At 69.7% G+C, this 18,778-nt stretch carries 13 protein-coding genes and 7 pseudogenes; 11 read left to right on the top strand and 9 right to left on the bottom strand.

Translation table 11 applies throughout. The annotated features are described in order from the left end of the window. Positions 1–485: 485 nt before the first annotated feature. Genes ACIPJI_RS33035 through ACIPJI_RS33015 form a run of 5 tightly spaced genes read left to right on the top strand, consistent with a single transcriptional unit; the run spans position 486 to position 6,215 of the window. The gene (locus ACIPJI_RS33035) at positions 486–689 is read left to right on the top strand and encodes a hypothetical protein (RefSeq protein ID WP_402250521.1); all 204 of its coding nucleotides are present in this window, start codon (positions 486–488) and stop codon (positions 687–689) included. Next, entirely contained in the window at positions 686–2,674 is a 1,989-nt protein-coding gene (locus tag ACIPJI_RS33030) for an ABC transporter ATP-binding protein (protein ID WP_356623754.1), read from the top strand. Before ACIPJI_RS33035 ends, ACIPJI_RS33030 begins: the two co-directional genes overlap by 4 nt. A gap of 34 nt (positions 2,675–2,708) precedes the next feature. Then, positions 2,709–4,865: a methyltransferase, FxLD system gene (fxlM, locus tag ACIPJI_RS33025; RefSeq protein WP_402250519.1), complete on the top strand. Its 2,157-nt coding sequence runs from the start codon at positions 2,709–2,711 to the stop codon at positions 4,863–4,865. Further along, a complete protein-coding gene (locus ACIPJI_RS33020; protein WP_402250517.1) occupies positions 4,862–5,437 on the top strand; it encodes a class I SAM-dependent methyltransferase in 576 nt (191 codons plus the stop codon). Before fxlM ends, ACIPJI_RS33020 begins: the two co-directional genes overlap by 4 nt. 31 nt (positions 5,438–5,468) lie before the next feature. Beyond that, a complete protein-coding gene (locus ACIPJI_RS33015; RefSeq protein ID WP_356623758.1) occupies positions 5,469–6,215 on the top strand; it encodes a class I SAM-dependent methyltransferase in 747 nt (248 codons plus the stop codon). Between the two features lie 163 nt (positions 6,216–6,378). Here the strand turns inward: ACIPJI_RS33015 and ACIPJI_RS33010 are convergent. Further along, a pseudogene (locus ACIPJI_RS33010) lies at positions 6,379–7,529 on the bottom strand (IS701 family transposase). 79 nt (positions 7,530–7,608) lie between these two features. On the opposite strand from ACIPJI_RS33010, the gene ACIPJI_RS33005 reads away from it, so the two are divergent. Continuing rightward, a complete protein-coding gene (locus ACIPJI_RS33005) occupies positions 7,609–8,337 on the top strand; it encodes a hypothetical protein (RefSeq protein WP_402250515.1) in 729 nt (242 codons plus the stop codon). A 541-nt stretch (positions 8,338–8,878) separates the two neighbouring features. Then, a pseudogene (locus ACIPJI_RS33000) lies at positions 8,879–9,385 on the top strand (Tn3 family transposase); the annotation flags it as partial. A gap of 208 nt (positions 9,386–9,593) precedes the next feature. Here the strand turns inward: ACIPJI_RS33000 and ACIPJI_RS32995 are convergent. Together ACIPJI_RS32995 and ACIPJI_RS32990 are read right to left on the bottom strand one after the other, a co-directional pair. Then, positions 9,594–10,328 (bottom strand): SDR family NAD(P)-dependent oxidoreductase, encoded by a 735-nt coding sequence (locus ACIPJI_RS32995; RefSeq protein ID WP_402250514.1) that lies wholly within the window; start codon positions 10,326–10,328, stop codon positions 9,594–9,596. 41 nt (positions 10,329–10,369) lie between these two features. Continuing rightward, entirely contained in the window at positions 10,370–10,861 is a 492-nt protein-coding gene (locus tag ACIPJI_RS32990; protein WP_402250511.1) for a YbaK/EbsC family protein, read from the bottom strand. A 121-nt stretch (positions 10,862–10,982) separates the two neighbouring features. Between ACIPJI_RS32990 and ACIPJI_RS32985 the strand changes: the two genes are divergently transcribed. Beyond that, entirely contained in the window at positions 10,983–11,501 is a 519-nt protein-coding gene (locus ACIPJI_RS32985) for a helix-turn-helix domain-containing protein (protein ID WP_402250510.1), read from the top strand. Between the two features lie 33 nt (positions 11,502–11,534). Here the strand turns inward: ACIPJI_RS32985 and ACIPJI_RS32980 are convergent. Both ACIPJI_RS32980 and ACIPJI_RS32975 read right to left on the bottom strand, forming a co-directional pair. Beyond that, positions 11,535–12,053, bottom strand: a pseudogene (locus ACIPJI_RS32980) (site-specific integrase); the annotation flags it as partial. Continuing rightward, positions 12,022–12,222: pseudogene (locus tag ACIPJI_RS32975) on the bottom strand (hypothetical protein); the annotation flags it as partial. The pseudogenes ACIPJI_RS32980 and ACIPJI_RS32975, both read right to left, overlap by 32 nt. Between ACIPJI_RS32975 and ACIPJI_RS32970 the strand changes: the two are divergent. Further along, positions 12,213–12,437, top strand: a pseudogene (locus tag ACIPJI_RS32970) (RidA family protein); the annotation flags it as partial. The pseudogenes ACIPJI_RS32975 and ACIPJI_RS32970 sit on opposite strands and share 10 nt — an antisense overlap. Here ACIPJI_RS32970 and ACIPJI_RS32965 read toward each other — a convergent pair. Together ACIPJI_RS32965 and ACIPJI_RS32960 are read right to left on the bottom strand one after the other, a co-directional pair. Then, positions 12,437–12,930, bottom strand: a pseudogene (locus tag ACIPJI_RS32965) (Ku protein); the annotation flags it as partial. The pseudogenes ACIPJI_RS32970 and ACIPJI_RS32965 sit on opposite strands and share 1 nt — an antisense overlap. Before the next feature lie 434 nt (positions 12,931–13,364). Then, positions 13,365–13,634, bottom strand: a complete 270-nt coding sequence (locus tag ACIPJI_RS32960) for a DUF4913 domain-containing protein (RefSeq protein ID WP_402250536.1) — start codon at positions 13,632–13,634, stop codon at positions 13,365–13,367. A 366-nt stretch (positions 13,635–14,000) separates the two neighbouring features. Here ACIPJI_RS32960 and ACIPJI_RS32955 point away from each other — a divergent pair. Next, positions 14,001–14,356: pseudogene (locus ACIPJI_RS32955) on the top strand (transposase); the annotation flags it as partial. Between the two features lie 150 nt (positions 14,357–14,506). Here the strand turns inward: ACIPJI_RS32955 and ACIPJI_RS32950 are convergent. Together ACIPJI_RS32950 and ACIPJI_RS32945 are read right to left on the bottom strand one after the other, a co-directional pair. Continuing rightward, positions 14,507–15,169 carry a response regulator transcription factor gene (locus tag ACIPJI_RS32950; RefSeq protein WP_150497990.1) on the bottom strand — a complete coding sequence of 221 codons (663 nt, stop codon included), beginning with the start codon at positions 15,167–15,169 and terminating at the stop codon, positions 14,507–14,509. Continuing rightward, positions 15,144–16,316, bottom strand: a complete 1,173-nt coding sequence (locus ACIPJI_RS32945) for a sensor histidine kinase (protein WP_402250508.1) — start codon at positions 16,314–16,316, stop codon at positions 15,144–15,146. The genes ACIPJI_RS32950 and ACIPJI_RS32945 overlap by 26 nt, the downstream gene beginning before the upstream one ends. A gap of 175 nt (positions 16,317–16,491) precedes the next feature. On the opposite strand from ACIPJI_RS32945, the gene ACIPJI_RS32940 reads away from it, so the two are divergent. After that, positions 16,492–18,762, top strand: coding sequence for an MMPL family transporter (locus ACIPJI_RS32940; RefSeq protein ID WP_402250506.1), 2,271 nt, complete (start codon positions 16,492–16,494; stop codon positions 18,760–18,762). Positions 18,763–18,778 lie beyond the last annotated feature (16 nt).

Here is an 18,778-nt window from a genome sequence, read left to right as displayed (position 1 = left end):
GCCGCACGAAGTCCCACTCGGCATCGGTCAGTTCATGGCGACGTATCACCCGACCATGATCCACCAACCAAGATCACATTGACGACAGACCCTAGTGAGGGCCCACCTTCCCGCCGTTCATGAGGCTCACGCTGCCGGAAAATCCCGGCAGGCTCGCGCGACACACGCGGACACGCCCCGCAGGGAACGCGGTGGTACTCCCGGGCCTGGCGCAGGCCCCGGGAAACCATCGCGAGGCTTGGACAGGACTACCGAGCGGCCGACTTTCGCCCCGCAGACCGCCCAACTCGAGTCGTCACGACGGGCTGACCTGGGAGGCTCCGAGCGTCGTCGGCCAACTGTCGGTCGACGTCGTACCGGCACCGCCGCGGCTGGACGGAGAATACGAAATCACGTGCTGGATTTCGCCCCCGCAGCCCCGTTACGGCGACAAGGAACCGCCCGTTACCCGATCACCTGTCCGTATCGAGCCTCGAGGAGCACCCATGCATACCTCGCCTCGCCCTGCCCTCGTCCGCAGGAGACCCGACTCGGCGCAGGGGCGGCCGGGGCGGCTCACCGTCGTGGGCGGCCACCTTCACGCCGGCGAGGTTCTGGACCGGGAAGCACGTCGGGAGGCATTCGAGATGCTGACCCACGGCCCTTCGTACAGGGCGCTGGACCGGCCCGAGCGGGGAGGCCCACTGTGAAGCGGTTCTTCGGGAAGATCAGCCTGGCCGAGCCGGAGGTCTCCGACGCAGAGCGCGAATTGTTCGGCGGCCCGCTGCGCTACGACTTGGGCTGGTCCCAACACGAGCACGCGCGGTTGGACTTGACCATGCTGTCCGCGCTCCGATCGATGCCCACTCTGGTCGGCGCGACCCTGCGCATGGCCTGGAATGCGGATCGCCGGGCACTCATCGCCGTCGGGATCAGCGAGATCGGGCAAGGCATCGCCGCTGCCGTCGGGCTGCTTGCCGTCAATGCCGTGATGCACGCCCTCCTCGGGTCCGGCAGTGCCGTGGAGCGGCTGCATGCTCTGTTACCCGGGCTGCTGGCGGCCGCTGCGATCGCCGTCGTCAACTCCGTTCTTGCCGGATGGTCCACGTCCCGAGCGGGCCGCCTGGAACCCCTCGTCGAGCGGATCGCCACCACCCAGTACCTGGCTGCCGCAGCCTCCGTCGAACTGGAAGCCATCGACGACCCGGACTTCCGCCGCTTGATCGACATCGCCCAGTACGGCCCGGCCAGCGCCCGCAGCATGATCGGCGCCTGTGTCGCCGCACTGAACAGCACCATTTCCCTGGTGGCAACGGCCGGCGTGCTCACCGTCCTGCACCCGGCGCTGCTGCCCATGCTGATCCTCATCGCCGCGCCCCGCGGCTGGGGCGCCATGCGCGTGGCCCAGGAGCGCTACGTGTCGGTGATGAGCTGGATCGAGCACCTGCGGGCCAGCCGCCTCATCGGCAGTCTCTTGACCGAGCGCACGGCCGCCCAGGAAGTGCGCATCCACGGCGTCGGTCCTTTCCTGCTCAGCCGGTACAAGAGCATGGCCCGAAGCGCCGAGGCCGAGCAGGAGCGGCTGGCTTCCAGCAAGGCGGTCACCGAGTGGGTCGCCGCCGCGCTGTCCGGAGTGGCGATGGCGGCCACCTACGGAACCATGATCTGGCTCGTCATGAGAGGGCACATGAGCCTGGCGGTGGCCGGCACCGCGGTGATCGCCGTCCGCTCCGGATCGGCGAGCCTCGGCGCCCTGGTGATGAATGTGAATCAGCTGCATGAGGAGTCCCTCTACGTCCGCGATCACGCACGTTTCCTGACGGAGGCCGCCCGACACGCGATCCCCCAGGAGGGCGATCCGGTCCCGGAAGTGGTCGGGCAGGTCGCCCTCGACCAGGTCACCTATCGCTATCCCGACCGCGAAGCTCCAGCGTTGGACCATGTGACGCTCACGCTGCCCATGGGCTCGGTCACGGCCGTGGTGGGCGAGAACGGCTCCGGCAAGAGCACCCTGATGAAGATTCTCTCGGGCCTGCTGCTGCCCCAGGAAGGGACCGTGCGGTGGGGTGACTCGGACATCGTCGGCCTGGAACGCTCCCAGGTCTTCGACCGCGTCGCACTGCTCACTCAGGATTTCCAACGCTGGCCCATGACGGCCGCGATGAACATCCGGATCGGGCGCCCCGACCACGATGCCTCTCCGGAAGACCTGCGGGCATCCGTCGACCACGCGGGAGCCGACTCGGTCATCGCCGACCTCCCCGACGGGCTGCAGAGCCTGCTGGCCCGCATGTTCCGCGGAGCCATCGAACTGTCCGGCGGCGAATGGCAGAAGGTCGGCCTGGCCCGCACCCACTGGAGAAACTCGACCTCACCGGCGGACAGCGTTCTCATCGTGGACGAACCCACTTCCGCTCTCGACCCGGAAGCCGAGATCGAGGCGTTCGACCGCATCCGCCGGCTCGCCGCACCGAACCGCGCTGTCGTCCTCGTCACCCATCGCATGTCCGGCGTCCGCCACGCCGACCGCATCTACGTCCTGCACCAAGGGCGGCTGGCGGAACACGGCAGCCACGACGAACTCATGGCTGCCCAGGGGCGCTACGCCTCGATGTTCGCTGCACAGGCCGCCCAATACGCCCCCGCCGGCACCATCCCGCGCCCCGCCTCACCCACCGTCGCGGATCCCGCATGAAACCTCCGAAGAACCTCCGGCCGGAAGGCTCACCGTGTCGACCTCACCCACCACCACCGAGCAACACGAACCGAGCATCCTGCGCAGCCGCCTCGCCGATCAGCTCGTCGCAGCCGGTCATGTCCGCACTGCCGCCGTCGAGGCCGCGTTCCGCACGGTGCCCCGCCACGCCTTCGCGCCCGAAGTGCCGGTGGAGACCGCGTACACCGACGACATCATCCCCACCCGTCACACACCCGACGGCCGTATCAGCAGCTCCGTGTCCGCGCCCTGGTTACAGGCCGACATGCTCGAAGCAGCCCGGCTGCGGCCCGGCCACCACGTCCTGGAAATCGGTTCGGGCGGCTACAACGCCGCCCTGATCGCCGAACTCGTCGGCCCGACAGGCAGCGTCACCACCGTCGACATCGACGCCGTTGTCACCGAGCGTGCCACCGGCTGCCTCAAGGCCACTGGATACGACCACGTCCGCGTCATCACTGCGGACGCCGCACGCCTGCCGCCGGACGCCGTTCCCGCCGGCTCGTTCGACGCCGTGATCGTCACGGTCGACACCTGGGACCTGCCCTGGATCGGCCTCGTCGCGGACGGCGGACGCCTCGTCGCGCCACTGCGCATCCACCAGTACGTCTGGTCCATCGGCTTCACCAAGCGCGATGGCGAGCTGATCAGCGACGAGCCTCTCACCGTGTGCGGATTCGTCCCCATGCAGGGCGCCGGAGCCTGGGACACGAACCACCGCACCGTCCCCCGGCACGGCATCCACCTCGCCTTCGAGGACGGAACACCCCAACCCGTCGACCGACTTGCCTCAGCGTTCGACCGGCCCCGCACCGAGGTCCGCACGAACGTCACCGTCGGCGGCGAAGAACCCTTCGACTCCCTCAACCTGTACCTGGCCGGCGCACTTCCGGGGTTCTGCCGCCTGGCCATCGACCCGGACCACGACACCGGCATCATCTGTCCGCCGCCACCCCGGACCTGGCCCGCCGCCGCGATCGTGCGCGGCAATTCACTGGCGCGGCTGGCCCACGACAGGATCCGTGACGACGAACACGGCAAGGGCGTTTACGAGTTCGTCATCCATGGCTACGGTCCCGCAGGCCGGCAGGCAGCCACCGAGATGGGCGAACAGGTCCGGCACTGGCAGCGCAACCACCGTGCCGCCACCTGCCCGCACATCACCGTTCGCCCCCGAACCGCCGAGTCGGCAGACCCATGCGCTGCGCACATCGCTGCGCACATCATCGAGAAGAAGTACACGCGACTCGCGATCCGATGGCCGGTCGTTCCCGGCACAGCCGCCCTCCTCACCGACGACCAGGGCCGCTACCTGCTGCACCTGCGCTCCGCGAACAAACCCATCTGGCGCGCCGGTCACTGGGCCCTCCTCGGCGGCAACACCGAAAGCGGCGAGACATGCGACGACGCCATCGCCCGCGAACTGCGCGAGGAGACCGGCCTTACCGTCCCTGATCTCACACCCTTCGCCACCGTGGACACACTCGACGCGAACGGCACATTCAAGGACCGGGTCCGCGTCTATCAGGGCACGCTCAACCGGCCCGCTCACGAGATCGAACTGACCGAGGGCGTTCAGCTGCGGTGGACCCGCGTCGACGAGACGGCCGAGATGAGCATGGACCCTGGCACGGCTGCCGTCATCCGCGAACACCGACGCCACCCGCGCCCCGGCCTCGACGTCAACGGCACGCCGCCCACCATCCAGGTCCGCGAGCCGAGCGATCACCGAAGCCGCAGCATCGTCGGCGCCCACCTCGTCCTCGTACGCGACGGCACCGTACTTCTCGGCAAGCGCCATCCCGATAGCGCGTTCGCGCCCTCCACCTGGCACCTGCCGGCCGGACACCGGGAGCAGGGTGAGTCCGCACTGGCCTGCACGGTTCGCGAGGCAGCAGAGGAAACCGGTCTGATCATCGCCGAGGGTGACCTCAGGCTGGTGCACACCCTGGACCTTCTCGACGTCGGCAGCACGATCCCTCGCGTGCAGCTCTTCTTCAGCGCATCCCAGTGGGAAGGAGAGCCCCGTGTCCTCGAACCGGACCGATGCACCGAGTGGCGATGGTGGCCACTGAATGCGCTGCCCGCGCAACTCGTCGACTACACCCGCACCGCGCTGACCGCCATCACGCGCGATCAGCCCTACACGCACATGGGCTGGACCTCATGAACTGCCCCGCAGACGCGGAGACGGCCGGCGCGGCGTACTGGGAGCCAGTCTGGCACCAGGGCCGGCGCTACCGGACCATCGACGCAGCCGAAGCCGCAGCCATGCGCCGGCAGCTCGGCCCGGGCCGAGGCCGACCCGCGCTCGACATCGGCTGCGGCGAAGGCGCACTGGCCGACCGGCTCACCCAGCTCGGCTACCGCATCACAGGCATCGACTGCGCGCCCACCGCGGTGGCAGCCGCCCGACGCAACCACCCGGACCTTGACGTCCGGCTCCACGACTTCGAAACCGACGACCCCGTCCGCCTTCCCCACTCGGCGTTCACCGTCATCACCTGCCGACTCGTCTTCCGGTGGATCACCTGCAAGCCTGCATTCCTCTCCCGCGTACGGAGCCTGCTCGTACCCGGCGGCACGTTGTGGGTGGTCACCTCCATCCACACCCGCTCCCAGGGGCAGGCCAAGGTATGGGACCTCAGCACCCAAGAAGCCGACCTGCTCACCACGTCGTGGTCCCGGGTCCACCTGATCGAGCTCGATCCTTCCTTTCACTGCTACGCCCTGCAGCCCTGACCTCGCCCATCCCTACGGAGGGAATGCACTCATGACAGCGCAGTCCATCAACGACGAGAGCTGGACCATCTACGGGCAGCGCCAGCTGGACCACGGCTACTCGCCACCGGTGCCGGACCGCATCGACTGGGGGTTCTGGCCCGGCATCGGCCCCGGCGCCGAGATCCTCGGCGGTTTGCGAGGCAAACGCGTACTCGACATCGGATCGGGGCCCGGCCACCACGCCGTACACCTCGCGCGTACACACGGCGCCCTCGTGGACGGGGTCGACATGTCGCCCACGCAGCACCAACGCGCCATGGCCGACCACGGCAGCGAACCCGGCGTGCGATTCGTCTGCGCTGACGTCGCCGAGCATCTGGACGGCGCAGAGCCCTACGACGTCGCCTACGGCATCCGCACCTTCGGCTGCGTCGACCCGCACCATCTGCTCCCCGCCCTGCGGGACGGACTCACCGAGAGGGCTCCCCTCGTCTTCTCCGCCCTGCATACCGACAGCGACGGCCGAGGGCCCTCCAGCACTGTGGCGCCGCGCGAGCAAGTCATCCGGCTACGGGACGAGGAACCCATCGCCACCCGGATGTGGGTGCTCACTCCGCACTTGTGGGAGGAACTGCTCACCGACCACGGTTTCACCGTCGAGGCGATGGACCTGTTGTGTGCACCGCAGGACGACAACCCTGTAGTGATCCAGCTCGTCCGGGCGAGGCGCCGACCGTGTCGACAGCCGACCCGTGCCACCGACCACCCTCGCACGCACCGGCTGCCGGCCCCCTAGTACTGCAACGGTCTTTGTCGTGACGGTTGGGCAGGTGCGGGTGGTGTGTGGCCGCGTCGTTTGTAGTGGCTTATGCGGGCTTGGTGCTGTCGTCTGCGGCGCCAGTGTGACTAGTGCAGGACGTGGTCGACAGACGCCGGGCGGCGGTGGGTGAGGCGGTGGATCAGACGCCTGAGTTCGGGGAGGCTGAGGGGGACGAGGTCGGAGGATCCGTTTCTGCTTTTGCGGCGTCGAGTTCGCGGGCTCGCAGGACGGTGAGGCAGGCGTGGGCGGCCATGGCCAGGGTCATGTGTCGGTGCCAGCCGGGATAGCGGCGGACCTGATAGTCGTCCAGCCCGCACTCGCCCTTGGCGGTCTGCCGGCGACGCGGATCAGCTCGTCGAGTGTGGTTCCGGCCGGGCAGTAGGCGATGTAGTAGGAGACCTCCCCGGGCCGGCTCACACTGCGGCGGGCGATCACCCAGTGCTGCCGGTCGGGCCGGTGCCATGGGCGGACCTCGACCCTCGCCCAGTCGAAGACGCGGGGGCCGTGAGCCCCCTCGCCGCATGAGCGGCGCTTCCACTTCTGCCTTGGCAGCCCGTGAAACAGGTCGTGGACGGGGTGGTCGATGGCCCAGCGGGTGACGTCGGTGTCGTGGCGGGTGGTGGCCATGACGTGGAAGACATCGGCCTGCTCAAGCTCGGACCGCCAGCCCTTGGAGAAGCCGTAGGCGGCGTCCGCGGTAACCCACCGGAACGGGATCCGGTCCGCGATCGCCCGGCGGACCATGGTCTTGGCCATCACCACCTTCGTCTCCAAGCCGACCGCGTCGTCGATGCCGGCCAGGCGGCACCGGTCACGGTCATCCGTCCACGACGTGGGCAGATACAAGCGGCGGTCGATCAGTGTGCGGCCGCGGCCGGCGGCATAGGCCAGGAAGACTCCGATCTGGCAGTTCTCCGTGCGGCCCGCAGTTCCGGAATATTGCCGCTGGACACCGGCCGACTGGGTGCCCTTCTTCAGGAAGCCGGTGTCGTCGCCGATCAGGATCCCGTCCCTAGCGCCGATGCTCTCCACCACGAAATCGCGCACGTCGTCGCGGACCGCGTCCTCATCCCAGTCGGAAAGGTCCAGCAGGCGCTGGACCCCGTCCGGACGGAGCTGCCCGACCTGCTCGGCCAGCGTCCAGCCGTTCTTCCGCTCCAACGGAGCCAGCAGCCCGGCCAGGTAGTCCAGCGCCCGATCGCGGGGCTCCGACCTGCCAAAACGATGCGCGATGCGGGCATGGAACCCGGCTATCCCCTCGAACCACGACTCGACCTGCTCAACCGTCAGCTCATCGGCACACAGATACACCACCGAGCCCCACACGACATCCGTCACTCAGATGCGGTTGCAGGATTAGGCTGACCGGATGACAGCTGATCGCACAGCAGCCAAGTACCGCCGCATCCTCGCCCTGGCCGGCGCGGCCGGGATCGCCCTTGCAGGGAGCGCCTGTTCCTCGTCCGGGAGTTCCGGCGGGGCAGCCTCGGGCGGTGAGAGGCTGTCCTACGACCGGGTCGCCTCGACGGCGAAGCAGCTGACGAGTACGTCGGCCTGCCCGTTCGGCCTAGACCCGGCGGCGGCGCTGAAGGCGGCCGGTGCCGAACGGACCGTCACCCCGGCGGCGTCCGGCGGCGACCCCGCGGCTCAGGGGACCGTCGACCCGGGCCGGCCGGCTGAGGCCTGGCCCAGCGGGCAGCCCACGCCGTCGTTTGGGCTCCCCTCCAACCCCGCCGTCCCGCCGCACACGTCCGTCGTCTGCAACTTCACGGCTTCGGAAGCCCCGGTGGAGATCGACCTCGTGGCCGCGTCCGAGGGCGGGGTGGCGGTGAACCTGGCGCTGCCGCAGATCGCCCGCCTCGGCAACCTCGGCGCCGACGAGGTGATGGCGTTCTCCAAGGACAGGCCCGGGATCGGCCAGACCAGGGTCACCCCGGGCCGGGGCACGGTCGCCGTCGCACGGGTGGCGGTGGCGGGCAAGGGCGACTTGGCGCTCGTGGTCTCCCAGGGATGGCCCGTCACCAAGGCGGACCCGGCCCTGGCCGGCGAGTCGCTCAGGAAGGTCGCCGAGGCACTCGCGGCCCAGCTGCGGCCGTAGGCGGCGCTGGCCGGCGACCCGCCGCGCACTGCTCGCCGCCCGACCGGAGTGAGCCGGTGCGGTACCCGGGAGGGCCGAACCGGAGGTCGCCAGGGCCCGCGGCCGGGGCCGCCTCGGAGCCCCGGGTGACTCCGAACGAGTACCACGACTCGACCTGCTCAACCGTCAGCTCATCGGCGCACAGGTACACCAACGAGCCCCACACCACATCCGTCACGCAGATGCGGTTGCAGTACTAACGGATGTGGAGGCCGATCTCGATCCGCCGAGAGGTGAGCTGAAGCACGATAGTTGTCACATAGGCAGGCTTTTTGTCACCAAGATTGCGGAACGGGCTCCGCAGGCCGACCGACGATGTCCGCCGTCATCCAATCGAGGCGTTGCACAGCGAACCTAGTCGTTCAGGGTTCCGAGTCAGCGAACCTCGCTCTTCGTTCCGACGCCTTCGAGTTTGGTCGGTGCTCCACGATTGGAGGAAGGTGAAGGCGTACGGCGCGGAGCCGTGGTCGTGGAGGTGCTCCAGCCTGGAAACCCCATCCACACCGGCGCCGTCCGGGCGTACGAGGTGATTCGGATGCTGTCGCGGGACGGGCGGCCGACCCCGCTGGGGGACGCGATCGCGCACTACGGGCGGATCGCCAAGTCGCTGCACATCCTGCGCCTGGCCGACGAGCCCGGCTAACGCCGCCAGATCAAGGCGCAGGCCACCCTCCAGGAGGGCCGCCACTCCCTCTCCCGGAAGATCTTCCACGGCCGCTCGGGACAGCTCTACCAGCGCTACCAGCGCTACCAGGACGGTATGGAGGACCAGATCGGCGCCCTCGGCCTGGTCCTCAGCGCCGTAGTCCTCTTCAACACCCGCTACATGGACGCCGCGGTGAACCAGCTGCGCGCGGACGGCTTCGACGTCCGCGACGAGGACGTGGCCCGCCTCTCGCCGTTCGTGCGGCAGCACATCAACATGCTCGGCCGCTACTCCTTCCAACTCTCCGACATACCCGGCGGACTGCGCCCCCTACGCGATCCGCATGCCCCCAAGGACGAGTGACCGCCTCCTGCCGGGTCACCTGCATCCCCGCCCTGGCGCTATTCAGCATCGGAGTGGGTGCAGCGAGGCGCCAGGGACGGCGGCTCGCTGCACCCACTTGTGTTCCTCAGCGGCGGGCCTGGTACACGACATGCCGAGAGGCATGCCCGCGGCAGATCGAATTGTCCTCGGCTTGGGCCGGGGCCGGGGCAGCCGAGGACCGTCGCTGTCAGTGGGCGGTCCAGCCTCCGTCGACCGGAAGTACGGCACCCGTGAGGTAAGAGGCCGCTGGGCTGGCCAGCAGGACTGCCGCGCCGACCAGTTCTTCAGGGTCGGCCCAGCGCCCCATGGGGACTTGGTGATCGAGGAAGTCCCGTACGTGCGGGTCGTCATCGATGCCGTCGTTCAACGGTGTGCGAAAGGGACCTGGAGCCAGCGCGTTGACACAGATACCGTGGCCGGCGAGTTCGGCACCAAGGCTGCGGGTGAGTTGGACGACCGCGCCCTTACTGGCCGCGTAGCCTGCCCGACCTGCGGCACCGACGAGCCCGAGAGCACTGGCCAAGGTGACGATGCGGCCATACCCGGCACTGCGCATCACCGGCACGACCGCCTGGCAGGCGAGGAAGGTTCCGACGACATTGACATCCAGGCAGCGACGCAACGTGACAGCGTCGAGCGCCCCGAGCTCGCCTCGCGCCTGGATCCCGGCGCTGGTCACCAGCACGTCCACACGGCCGTACTCGGTGACGATCTCCTCGACGAGGTGGTGAACCTCGTCCTCCTCGGTTACGTCGCAGGCGAGGCCCAAGGCAGCATTGCCCGTCTGGGCAGCTATCTCGGCCGCCGCCTGACGGCACACCTCTGGCCGCCGGCTGGCCACCACCGTCGTGCATCCGGCGGACGCCAGGCCCAGCGCGATGGCCCGGCCGAGCCCGGTCGAGCCCCCGGTGACCAGAGCCACCTGCCCGGACAGATCCGTCCCCGGTCCGACGGACCCCTTCGTCATGGGCCTACGGGGAGCAGAAGTCCACCTGTGAACCGGACAAGTTCGCCAGCGGTGGTGGGGAAGACCGTGCGGGGAGTTCCGGCGGCGGCCCAGACCCGGGCGTAGTCGGCCAGCGCTGCATCGACCACGGTGGGAAGCGCACGGGGGTGGCCGACGGGTGCCACACCTCCGATCGCCTGTCCGGTGGCCTGGCGTACCTGCTCGGGGGTGGCGCGCCGGAGCTTGCCACGCCCCCACCGGGCGGCGAGTGCCGTGGTGTCCACCTTGTGCTGACCACTGGCCAGAACCAGAACGGGTTCATCATCGGAGATGAACACGAGACTGTTGGCAATCGCACCCACGTCGCACCCCAGGGCCGATGCAGCCTCGGCGGCCGTGCGCGTCGACTCCGCCAGCTCGCGTACCTGACCTGCGACGCCGGCCGCAGCGAGGACGCGGGCCACCTGCATGCTGCGAACGGGCAGGGACGCGTTTTCCTGAGGCCCCATGAGACTCCTTCATACGAGGTCGCATCATCACGTGTTCCATATACAGAACGTTCCGTATATGGAACGATAGATCTCGCGCGGCATCGGATCAACTGGCCTCGGCAACAAGGAGGGGCTCACCATGGACCTGGCCACTCGCGTCGGATTGCGCCTGCGGGATTTGCGCGAAGCGCAGGGGATGTCACTGTCCGAGCTGGCCCGCAGGTCCAAGATCGGCAAGGGGACGCTCTCCGAGTTGGAGAGCGGCCGGCGCAATCCCACCCTGGAAACGCTCTACGCTCTGACGACGGCCCTCAAAGTGCCCCTCAGCACAGCGCTGCACAATCTCGCGTTTCCCACGAAGGTCTCTGGTCACGCCGTGGACGCCATCCTCACCGAGCGATTCGAGACTGCTGCTGCGGTCACGGAAACCTACCGAGTGCGCATCCGCGCGGGAACGACGCAGGAGTCCGCCGCCCACACCCCCGGCACAACAGAGGACATCATCGTCCTCGCCGGCACCGCGCGCGTCGGCGTACTCTCCGCTCCTGCCCTGATCGGCCCCGGCATGCATGGCAGTTGGGCCGCCGACGTTCCGCACTTGTACCAAGCACCGTCCGGAGACGTCGAGGCTCTGCTGATCGTGCGCTACCCACAGTGAACCCTCATCGGCCCCACACCGGGCCGACAGCGGTCAGCGCCTGCAGTCGCCGGGCGCGAGAAGACTGGTGACTTCGGCGACCGCGTCCGCAGAGGGATGGAAGTAGCGCCGTACGTTCTCGGGCTTCTTGTGCCGGGACTTGGCCATGAGCATCAGCAGGCTCGCCCCGGCCTCGCCGAGGTGAGTGAGTCCGGAGTGCCGCCACTCGTGCAAGTCCCAGCCCGTGCCGCTCTGGCCGCCGAGGGCGGTGTGCTCGTCCAGCAGCATGCGGGCCTGCCCGTACGACAACCGGACCAGCCCGGTGTCCGGGCACACGTCGCGCGGGCTGACGACCTTGCCGGGGCCGGGCCTGCGGTGGGTGACGAACACCGGCCCACGCGTCGGGCCTTGAGCAGGCGGGGCAGTAGGCGGGGTGCCGGCGTCCCAGTACACGGTCTCCAGCACGTAGTCCTCGCGCACCGCGCCGCGGCGGCGGGTGCGCGGCCGGGCGCCCTCGGCCTTCACTGGGGCGCGGCGCCCGGCGAGATCCAGTTCCTCGATGTTGACGCCGATCGTGCCGGGTGGTGGCCATGACGTGGAAGACATAGGCCCGCTCGAGTTCGGTCCGCCAGCCCTTGCTGAAACCGTAGGCGGCGTCCGCGGTCACCCACCGGAACGGGATCTTCTCCGTGATCGCCCGGCGGACCATCGCCTTGGCGATGGCGACTTGGGTTGCCGAAGCCCGAGGTCTACCGGCAGCTGTCGGTTGCCACCGGATCGAAGCTGGTGTTCCTGGCGGGGCAGGTCGCCCGCGACGCCGACGGCCGGCCCGTGGGCGACGGAGACTTCGCCGCTCAGGTCGAGCAGTGCTATCTCAATGTCGCCACCGCTCTGGCCGGGATCGGCGGCTCCTTCGATGACGTGGCGAAGCTGACCATCTACGTCGTCGACTGGAGTAGCGCCGCCATCAGGTAGACGACCTGCCCGGCCGGGCGTGGCGCCTCGAGGGTCGGCAGGGCCTTGCCCTCCGCCTTGGCGGCGATGACCTGCTCGAGCGCCTTCCTGTATTCGTCGTGGTAGTCGGACAGGTCGTCCTGGCCCATGGCGTCCATGAGGGCGAGCGCCCGTCGACCTCGGAGTCGCCGATCTCGACGGGCGGCGGGGCGAGCTCAGCGGAAGAGCGAACTTCGTCGGGCCAGTGCATGGAATGGAGGACCAGGGCGTCACCCTTGACGCGCAGCAGACCGAGGCGCTCCCGGCCGCGGAGAGCGAACTTCGCCACCGCCACCTTGCTGGAGCGCTCGAGGGCCTGGCGGAGCAGCTTGTACGGCTTCGCCGAAACCTGCCCGTCGGCCTCCAGGTAGTACGAGTCGCCGATCCGGACGGGGTCGATCGACTCCGCCGGCACGAACGCCACGATGTCGATCGCCCGCGCGGTCGGCAGCGGCATGCCCTCGCGGCGCTGTGCGGCTCCTCAGTACTCTCTGCTGAGCTGAGATCCGCCATTCTGCCTCGTGAGCTCAACTGAATCCGCGATGCCTCAACCGCCCGTGGTTGCAGTTGTCACGGGAACCGGCATGTTCGCCCACCCCTGGTCGACTACTCGTTCGAGCTAACGAAGCGTCAGGACGTGAGGAAACGGGAGCGGGGGAGCCCCGGCGGCCACTTTGCACCGTGGGTCACGGATAGGAGTCCAGGGCCCGGAACAGCGCCCGCAGCCGGGCGCAGCGTGCGGCACCGATGGGCCAGGAGCCGGGTGGGGACGTGGTGGAGGTTAAGCAAAAGAGCTCGCAGGTGCCTGCTGCGGGAGCGTGGAGTGTGCCAGTGACTGCCGCGCCAAAGGAGTGGGGTGCGAGTACGAGATCGACGGCGATCGTCGCAAGATCACCGACGACGGCGTCGGCACCGGCCCGCGAACGGGCCGCTCGAGCCCCGTAGTTCCCGGAGGCAAGGGTCAAGGTGGTCGCGGTGCCACACCGAGGGGCCGGTGTAGCCACAGGTGGCCGGGTCGGTGAGCTCCTGCCAGGCGAGCCACAGAGCGTGCAGGCGGGCGACAGCGACGGTGTGCTCGAACCACAGGTGACACCACCTGGCGTCGGCAGACGGCTCGGCCAGGTAACCGGATACGAGAACCCCCTCCACCCACTCGACCAGGGCGCGCAGTTCGTCGTCGTACTGCGGAGGGTCGAGCAGCAGGATCCCCGCACCCGCGGGGGATGGCTTCTCCCGCTGTTGGGCTCAACCAAGGACTGACACGGAGGGTGGTGCGGGAAGCGGTGACCATCCGGTCCCTTGGCCTTGTGAGACCAGGAATGTCTGGCCAGAAGGGCTCGGACGATCGGAGACCACGGATGGGCCCTGGACAGCACGCGTACCGGGGCTTGGGGTGTCCCCGGCGGGGCGGCGAGTGACACAGGGGTGCTCCTGGGTCGGGCGTCTGCCGCAGGTCGACCCATCGACCTGCTAGTACTGCAACGGTCTTTGCCGTGACGGTTGGGCAGGTGGGTCGTTGGGTTGTCCATGGGTGGGGATGTTGTTGAGGCCCGTTCGTGGGCGGGTGGTTGAAGGCTTTGCATGATCGGTTCGTGCACCGCTTTGCCAGGTCGGAGCCGCGTGAGTCGGCGCTTGCGTATATGCAGGGGCTGGTAGCTCCGTTGGAGCGGAAGAACGGCTGGACGTTGGCGGAGGAGGCCGGGCATGCGGGTCCGGACCGGATCCACCGCTTGCTGAATCGGATCGACTGGGACGCAGATGAGGTTCTGGACGACGTGCGGGAGTACGTCCTCGAGCATCTCGGCGACCGGGAAGCAGTGCTGATCGTGGACGACACCGGATTCCTGAAGAAGGGAGAGCGTTCGGCCGGGGTCCAGCAGCGAGTCTTGTCGTATCGGGTGTCTCACCGTCCCAGTTCCGGCCCCTCCTGGTACGTCACGCTCTGGGGCGGGTGAGGCACGTGGAGCCGACGTGAGCCGACCGGTGCACTGATGTCCGGGCGGGGACTCATCGGACGTGGCCCGGCACCCGGCTCAGGTTCCGGGGAGGATACGGCGCGTTTCGTAGGCCCACATCGCGATCTCGACCCGGTTGCGGGCGCCGAGTTTGGCCATCAGGCTGGCCAGATGCGTCTTCACCGTGCTGAGGCTGATGTGCAGTGCATCGGCGATCTCGGTGTTGGTCAGCCCGCGAGCGACGGCGAGGAGCACCTGCTCCTCACGGGCGGTGACGGGGGAGACCGGCTGGGCCACGGGCCGGCCGGCGGGCAGGTCCGCGAATGCCTGGAGCAGACGAACGGTGACGCTGGGCGCGATGAGCGCCTCACCGTCGGACGCCGACCGTACGGCCTGGGCCAGAAGGTCCGGTCCCGTGTCCTTGAGGAGGAATCCGCGGGCGCCGGCACGCAGTGAGCCGTAGACGTACTCGTCGAGGTCGAAAGTGGTGATGACGACCACGGCCAGCGGATCGGCGACGCCCGGGCCGGCGACCAGCCGGGTGGCCTCGAGCCCGTCGAGTACGGGCATGCGGATGTCGAACAGGCAGACGTCGGGGCGTAGTTCGCGGGCCAGACGTACCGCTTCCCGCCCGTCGGCGGCCTCGCCGACCACCTCGATGCCGGGCTGGGCGTTCAGCATGATCCGCAACCCGGTGCGGATGATCGTCTGGTCGTCAGCGACGAGGACGCGAATGGACACCGCTCTCGCTCCTCGCTCTCGGCAGTTCGGCGTCGACATGCCAGCCCCGGTCGGTGCCCGGGCCGGCTCGTAGTGTGCCGCCGAGCAGGGTCGCGCGCTCGCGCAGTCCGGTAAGTCCGTATCCGTCGCGACCCCGGCCGGTGCGCCGGCCGTTGTCGCGCACGCTCACCCGTACCGTGTGCCGTTCCGCGGCGACCCGAACGACGAGCTCGGTCGCGTCGACCGCATGGCGCAGCGCGTTGGTCACCGACTCCTGCACGATCCGGTAGACGGCCGCGTCCACGGCCGGGGGCAGCGCGTCCAGTTCGCCGTCGAGCCCCAGGTCGACCCTGAGGCGGCCACCCGGGGTGCGCACCAGGCGCTCCAGATCCGCGACTCCGGCAGGGGGCGCCAGCTCGGCGCCGACCCCGCGGTCGCGCAGCGCGGCGACCATGGCGCGCATTTCCTCCAGCGTGCGCGCCCCTTCCTCCTCGACACCCTCCAGCGCCTCGACGGCGGCGGACGGGTCGGTGCCCGCGAGCACCCGGCCCGCCTGGGCGATGATCACCATGGCCGACACGTGGTGGGCCACCGTGTCGTGCAGTTCCCGGGCGAGCTGCTCGCGCTCGCGGGAGCGCACCTGGTCCAACTGCCGCTCGCGAGCGGTCACCCGGAACCGCACGGCAGCCCCGACCACGCCGGGCAGCAGCAGGAAGACCAAGCCCACGACCTTTTCGACGACCGGCGTCTCGTCCGTGACGACACACAGCGCGCCGGCCCCGAGGATCACCGCGCCGCCCAGCACGATCTCGCGTCCCGATCCCCACCGGGGCAGCGCGTACACCAGCACGAGCACGACCGCGCCGGTGTACAGGCCGACGGGCTCGCGCGGTGCGGCGACGAGCGAGGCCACCGGAAGCAGGATCACCGAGCCGAACGCCAGCGTCACCATCGCCAGCGGGCGGGTCCGGCGCCACAGGGGCAGCAGGCACAGCCATACGGCGAACACCACCGCCACCGGCCGCCACACGACGTTCTCGCGCAGGGTGGCCTCCAGCGCCACACCGGCAAGGCCCGCGGCGAGCAGCGCCCAGTCCCGCCGCACCCGGGCGGGCGCGTCGGGCGGCCGGGGTTCGGTCCACAGGGTTCGCAGGTCGTCTCGGAGCACGGTTCTCAGCCTAGGGACCGCGGCGTGCCGCGCATCGGCCGAAAGGACGGGTCGTCACTCCGCCCCGGGGCCGACGGATCCGCGGCCCGCGGGCCGATGCCGCGGAGCGCCGTGGCGACGAGCCTCGGCATCGGCGGCCGTACAAGGACGGCCGACGAGGTGGTTGGAGGACCCGATGCTCTCGAAAGCCCTGTTGCGCCTGGGCGCAAGCGCCGCCCGCCATCCCTGGCGGGTGATCGCGGCATGGCTGATCGCCGCCACGCTCGCCGTCCTCGCCGCCGTCGCCTTCGGCGGGCGGACCGCGGACTCGATGACCGCTCCGGGACTGGACTCCCGACGGGCCGCGGAACTGATCGAGCGGGCAGGCACCGGCCAGGAGGGGATGACCGCCCAAGTGGTCGTCACCCCCCTCGACGACGGTGCGACGTTCTTCGACGACGACGGCGCGCGCACCGCTCTCACGCGGCTGCGGGCCGAGGTGAAGCGGCTGCCGCACGTGCTCGGCACGAGCGACCCGGCGGGGGCGCTCGACGCGGGCGGGGACACCGCCGTGCGCGGCGGCCTCGTTTCGGCCGACGGGCGGATCGCGGTCGTCCGGGTGCAGTACCCCGACCAGAGCCGGCTGTCGGCCGAAGACCTCGACGCCCTCGTCGATCTCGGCGACCGGCTGCGCGCCGAGCTGCCGCTGCGCATCGAGATGGGCGGGAACCTCTTCTACGTCTTCTCCGACCCCGACGGCGGCGCGAGCGAGCTGATCGGCCTCCTCGCCGCGGCCGCGATCCTGTTCCTGGCGTTCGGTTCGCTCGTCGCCGCCGCGCTGCCGATCGGCATGGCGGTCTTCGGGCTGACCGTCGGGGTCGCCACGATGACGGTACTGGCGGGGGTGACAGAGGTCCCCACCTTCGCACCGGTCCTGGGCAGCATGGTCGGGCTCGGAGTGGGCATCGACTACGCGCTGTTCGTGCTCGCCAGGCACCGGGAGTACCTCGCGTGCGGGCTCGATCCGCAGGCGGCGGCCGGACGAGCGGTGGCAACGGCGGGGCGGCCGGTGGTCTTCGCCGGCGGCACCGTCGTCGTGTCGATCCTCGGCCTGGCGGTCGCGAACGTGCCGTTCATGACGGTGGGCGGGGTTGCCGTCTCGATCGTCGTCCTGACGATGGTGCTCGCGTCGGTGACGCTGCTGCCGGCCTTCCTCGGCGCGGCGGGCCCGCGCCTGGCCCGGGCCGGCCGGATCGGCCGGGCTCTGCAGACCAGGAAGCTGGGCCGACTCGCACGGCGGCGGGACCCGGCGGCAGGCGCCGCCCACGCCGCCGGGTGGCGTCGCTGGATCGGGCACGTCAGCCGGCACCCGGTGCCGTACGCGGTCGGCGCGGCGGGGCTGCTGCTGACCGCGACGCTGCCCGTGCTCGGCCTGCGCGTCGGCCTGCCCGACGACGGCTCACTGCCCCACAGCCGTACCGAGCGCCGGGCCTACGACCTCGTCGCCGAGGGGTTCGGCCCGGGCACCAACGGTCCCCTCGTCATCGCCGCGGACCCCACCGGTGATCCGGGAGTGCTGGACCGACTCGTCGCAACGGTCGCGGCGGATCCGGGCATCGCATCCGTCGCGCCGACGCACATCGATCGGGCCACCGGCATCGCGACCCTCGTGGTGTTCCCGACCACCAGCCCTCAGGACAAGGCCACGGCCGACACCATCGCCCGGCTGCGCACCGACGTGCTGCCCACGGCGATCGGGCACGGCCCGGCCAGGGCCCACGTCGGCGGCGCCGCCGCGAGCCTGTCCGATGTGGGCCAACGCACCAGCCAACGCCTGCCGGTGTTCGTCGCCGCCGTGCTGGCGATGTCGTTCCTGCTGCTGATGCTGGTCTTCCGCTCGATACTCGTACCGCTCAAGGCGGTACTGCTGAATCTGCTGAGCATCGGCGCGGCCTACGGCATCATGGTCGCGGTCTTCCAGTGGGGCTGGGGAGGCGCACTCATCGGGCTGGAAGCGACGGTTCCGATCGTGTCGTTCATCCCGATGTTCCTCTTCGCCATCCTGTTCGGCCTGTCGATGGACTACGAGGTGTTCCTCCTCTCCCGCGTACGCGAGGAGTACCTGCGCACCGGCGACAACGGCACGGCGATCGTTGAGGGCGTCTCGCGCACCGCCCGGATCATCACCTCGGCCGCCCTCATCATGGTGGCCGTCTTCCTGTCCTTCGCCGTCGCCGAGGACCCCTCCACCAAAATGTTCGGGCTCGGCCTGGCCACCGCGATCTTCATCGACGCCACGATCGTACGCATGGTGCTGGTACCGGCGACCATGACACTCCTCGGCCGGACCAACTGGTGGCTGCCGAAGTGGCTGGACTGGATGCTTCCCCGCGGCCCGGTCGGCACCGACGACACCGACGCGGAATCCACGGGTGAGGCCCCGCGTCCACGGCTGGTTGACCGTTGACTCGACTCCTGCCCGC

This window comes from Streptomyces sp. NPDC086835 (assembly GCF_044745705.1).
In the GTDB taxonomy this organism is placed as follows: domain Bacteria; phylum Actinomycetota; class Actinomycetes; order Streptomycetales; family Streptomycetaceae; genus Streptomyces.
This window is presented reverse-complemented; position numbering and strand designations above follow the sequence as displayed.